Raw genomic sequence first — 4,835 nt, 5'->3', positions numbered from 1 at the left:
GGGGGGGGGGGGGCGGGGGGGGGGGGGGGGGGGGGGGGCGGGCCGGCCCCCGGCGGTCCCGCGGGGGCGGGGGGGCGGGCCCCCCCCCCCCCCCCCCCCCACCGCTGGCCGCGCCCGGTACCGGGCAGGGCGGCTACACCCCGCCGTCCATCGACCCCGCGCACCACCCCGCGGACGGCGGAGCCCCGGACCCCGGCGCCGATCCGGCCGCCGGACAGCACTGGGTGCTGCCGTTCGCACCCGGGAGCGAGCCGGGCGCCGCGGTCCCCGGACCGCACGGGCCCGGGGGAGCCGACGCGCACCCCGCGCAGTACGCCGCGGCACCCGAACCCGGCCACGGCCCACTCGGCGGACCCGGCCCCCACCCGCAGGACGCGCCGCACCCGCCCGCGGCCGACGGGTCAGCGGGGCTCGGCCGAGGCGCGGCCGCCGCGCTCGCGGGCTCGCACGAGGCCCGTACCGGCCGCCGCCCCCTGGGCCCGGGTGTGGCACCCCCCGCGGCGCCGGACGGCAACCCCGCGCCGCCCGCGCCCGGATCCGCGCCCCCCGGTGCGCCCGCGCCGGGCCCGCACGCTCCCGCGGCCTCCGCGCCCGCGGCCCCCGAGGCGCCGGCGCCCGCCTGGACGCCCTCCTCGCCGACGTCGGCCCCGCACTGGGACTCCGCGGCGCCCGCCCCCGGGCAGATGCCGCACCCGGACATCCCCGGACCGCCGCCCGCACCCGAACCGGGCGGCGCCGACCGCCCCTTCCCGGACGCGCCGGACGCGCCCGCGTACCGGTTCCCCAGCGCCCCCACCGCGGACGGACCCGCCGGGACACCCGACGCCGAGCCGCGGCACCCCGGCAACCCAGGCGCCGCGGCATCCGCCCCCCCGGAGTACCCGCAGCCGCCCGAGGCGCAGCACGGAACGGTCGGACAGCCCGCCGCCGACCCCGGGATCGTCGCGGCCGAACCGCCCGCGCCGCCCGCCGCGCCGGAGCACCACGCGGACGCCGAGGTGACCTCGCTGGCCGAAGCCGCCCCGGCCCCGGTGCCCGCGCAGCGGACCGCCGCCGCGCAACCCGTCGGCACCGAGCCGGTGGAGGCCGCGGACGCAGGGGAGGCGGCTCCCTCCGCGGAGTCCTCCGGTGCGTACCCGGAACCCCCGGTCGGCGGCCCGGCGGACGGCTCCGCAGGCGCCGGGCCCGACAGCGGCCCGGAACCGGTCCACCCGCCCGAGGACGGCATCCCGGAGGCGCCCGGGGGCGGTGTCCCGGAGCCATCCGGGGACGGCGCCGCCCCCGCGGCCGAGGAGGACGCGGCGCCGGTCCCCGAGACCGTCGAGACCGAGGACGAGCACCCGCACGTCTCGTACGAGCTGCGGGTCAACGGGGTCGACCGCCCCGTCGCCAGCGCCTGGATCGGCGAGTCGCTGCTGTACGTGCTGCGCGAGCGGTTGGGCCTCGCCGGAGCCAAGGACGGCTGCTCGCAAGGCGAGTGCGGAGCCTGCTCGGTGCAGGTGGACGGGCGGCTCGTGGCCGCCTGCCTGGTACCCGCCGCCACCGCGGCCGGGAGCGAGGTCCGCACCGTCGAGGGCCTGTCGGTCGACGGCACCCCCTCGGACGTGCAGTGCGCGCTCGCCGAGAGCGGCTCCGTGCAGTGCGGGTTCTGCGTACCCGGACTCGCGATGACGGTGCACGACCTGCTGGAGGGCAACCACGCGCCCACCGACCTGGAGACCCGCAAGGCGATCAGCGGCAACCTGTGCCGCTGCTCCGGGTACCGCGGGGTGGTGGACGCCGTCCGCACCGTCGTGGAGCAGCGCGCGGCCCGGGCCGAGCAGGAGCACCAAGCGCCGGAGGCGCACCCGGCCCCCGGCGGGCAGCCCCACGCCCCCGGCCCCGACCCGCAAGGCGGCTACGACGCAGGGCAGCAACCGGGCGGCTACCAGCAGGACTCCTGGGCTCCCGGCGGCTACCAGCAGGGCGGCTACGGGCAGGCCGGCTATCAGCAGGGCGGCCATGAGCAGGGCGGCCACGGCCCCGACGGGCACCCGGCGCCCCCCGGCCCGGACGGCTACGGCACCGACGGCCACGGCGGCGGCGCTCCCGGCTACGGGCCCGACCCGGCGGCACCCGCGTACCCGGGCCCGCCCGAGGCTCCCGGCACCCACGACAGCGGTACGTGGGACGAAGGCGGCTACGGCGCCCACATCCCGCACCAGAGCCGATACCCCGGGAACGGCGGCACGCCCTGATGCCCCCGGCCCCCGCGGCAGCGACCCCCACACCCGGGTGCACCGTGCACGCACCCTGCACAGAAAGGCGGCGGCATGACGGAAACGGCTGACGGGCACACCGGCGCCGGAGGCGCCGCCCCGCTGCCGGGCCCCCGCGGTGAGCCCGACCCGCACGGCCTGGGCGTCTCCGTCCTCCCCACCGACTCCTACGCCAAAGCGCAGGGCACCTTCCCCTACGCAGCGGACCTGTGGGCCGAAGGGCTGCTGTGGGCCGCGGTGCACCGCTCGCCGCACCCGCACGCGCGGATCGTCTCCATCGACACCGAAGAAGCCGCCAAGATGCCGGGCGTGCTCGCGGTCATCACCCACGAGGACATCCCCGGCGACTCCGCGCACGGACGCAGGATCGCCGACCAGCCCGCGTTCGCCCGCGACGTGGTGCGCTACTTCGGCGAGCCGATCGCCGCCGTCGCCGCCGACCACCCGGACACGGCACGGCTGGCCGCCGCGGCCATCGCCGTCGAATACGAGGTGCAGGAAGCCGTCACCGACCCGGAGAAGGCGTTCGAGGCCGAACCGCTGCACCCGGACGGCAACCTGCTGCGGCACATCCCGCTGCGCTACGGCGACCCCGAAGCCACCGGCGACGTGGTCGTCGAGGGCCTCTACCGGATCGGCCGCCAGGACCCGGCGCCGATCGGGGCCGAGGCCGCGCTCGCCGTACCGCGCCCGGACGGCGGCGTGGAGATCTACACCGCCTCCACCGACCCGCACACCGACCGCGACCTGGCAGCCGCCTGCTTCGGACTCCCGCCCGAACAAGTCAAGATCGTCGTCACCGGGGTGCCCGGCTCCATGGGCGACCGCGAGGACGCGGCGCTCCAGATCCCGCTCGGACTGCTGGCGATGCGCACCGGCTGCCCCGTCAAAATCGCGCTCACCCGCGAGGAATCCTTCCTCGGCCACGCACACCGCCACCCCACCCTGCTGCGCTACCGCCACCACGCGGACAACGCGGGCAACCTGGTCAAGGTCGAGGCGCAGATCCTGCTCGACGGCGGCGCCTACGCGGACACCTCGTCCGACGCGCTCGCCGCCGCCGTCTCCTTCGCCTGCGGGCCCTACGTCGTCCCGCACGCCGTGATCGACGGCTGGGTCGTCCGCACCAACAACCCACCCTCCGGCCATGTGCGCGGCGAAGGCGCCCTCCAGGTGTGCGCCGCCTACGAGGGCCAGATGGACAAACTCGCCGAACGGCTCGGCCTCGACCCCGTCGAAGTACGCAGGCGCAACGCCATGGCCACCGGCGACCTGCTGCCCACCGGCCAGACCGTCACCTGCCCGGCGCCCGTCGCCGAACTCCTCACCGCCGTCCACGAGGCGCCGCTGCCCCCGCTGCCCAAGGACGCGCCCGAGGACGACTGGCTGCTGCCCGGCGGCCCCGAAGGCGCCGGCGATCCCTCGGCCGTGCGGCGCGGCGTGGGCTACGCGCTCGGCATGGTCCACATGCTCGGCGCCGAGGGCACCGACGAGGTCTCCACCGCCACCGTCAAAGTCAGCGGCCCCGTCGCCACCGTGATGTGCGCCGCCGTCGAGTCCGGCCAAGGCTTCGACACCCTCGCCCGGCAGATCGTCCAGGAAACCCTCGGCATCGAAGAAGTGCACGTCGCCTCCGTCGACACCGACCAGCCGCCCTCCGGCGCCAGCGGCCGCGGCCGGCACACCTGGGTGTCGGGCGGCGCGGTGGAACGGGCCGCGAAGATGGTCCGCACCCAACTCCTGCAGCCCCTCGCCGCGAAGTTCGGCATGTCCACCGAACTGCTCACCATCTCCGAGGGCAAAATCACCTCCTACGACGGCGTGCTCTCCACGACAGTCGCCGAAGCCCTGGAGGGCAAGGAACTGTGGGCCACCGCGCAGTGCCGCCCGCATCCCACCGAACCGCTCGACGAATGGGGCCAGGGCGACGCCTTCGTCGGACTGGCCTTCGCCGCCGTGCGCGCCGTCGTCGACGTCGACATCGAACTCGGCTCCGTACGAGTCGTCGAAGTAGCCCTCGCCCAGGACGTCGGTGCCGTCCTCAACCCCCGCCAGCTGCGGGCCCGCCTCGAAGCCGGCATCACCCAGGGCATCGGCACCGCCCTCACCGAACATCTGCGGGTCGCCAAAGGCGTCGTGCGGCACGCCGACTTCACCGCCTACGCCCTGCCGACGGCGCTGGACGCGCCGGACATCCGCATCGTCAAGCTCATCGAGGAACGGGATGTGGTGGCGCCGTTCGGGGCGAAAGCCGCGTCGTCCGCGCCGGTCGTCACCACGCCGTCCGCGGTCGCTGCGGCGGTGCGGGCTGCGACGGGGCGGCCCGTCAATCGGATGCCGATCCGTCCCCAGGCCGCGGTCAGCCCCACCTGACGCCGGGCGCCCCCTTGCGGGGGCGCCCCCCTTTGCGGGGTGCGTTCCCCCCATCCCGTTGTTTGCCGGGTGCGGCGTTCGTTGTCGGGGGCTTCGCCCCCGAACCCCCTTTGTCCTCGCCGGACGGGCGTTGGGGCGGCTCCGCCCCCCAACACCCCCCGCTAGTGGGCTTCGCCCCCTAGGACCCCCAGCCGCACCCATGTG

2 protein-coding genes are annotated in these 4,835 nt (G+C 77.0%); both read left to right on the top strand.

The features are described 5' to 3' along the window. Window positions 1-224 precede the first annotated feature (224 nt). A complete protein-coding gene (locus ACFYNS_RS30760) occupies window positions 225-2,237 on the top strand; it encodes a 2Fe-2S iron-sulfur cluster-binding protein (protein ID WP_388606167.1) in 2,013 nt (670 codons plus the stop codon). Window positions 2,238-2,312: 75 nt separating this feature from the next. Continuing rightward, window positions 2,313-4,631 carry a xanthine dehydrogenase family protein molybdopterin-binding subunit gene (locus ACFYNS_RS30755; RefSeq protein WP_360303479.1) on the top strand — a complete coding sequence of 773 codons (2,319 nt, stop codon included), beginning with the start codon at window positions 2,313-2,315 and terminating at the stop codon, window positions 4,629-4,631. Window positions 4,632-4,835 lie beyond the last annotated feature (204 nt).

Origin of the sequence: Streptomyces sp. NPDC006925 (genome assembly GCF_042869575.1) — a bacterium.
In the GTDB taxonomy this organism is placed as follows: domain Bacteria; phylum Actinomycetota; class Actinomycetes; order Streptomycetales; family Streptomycetaceae; genus Streptomyces.
This window is presented reverse-complemented; position numbering and strand designations above follow the sequence as displayed.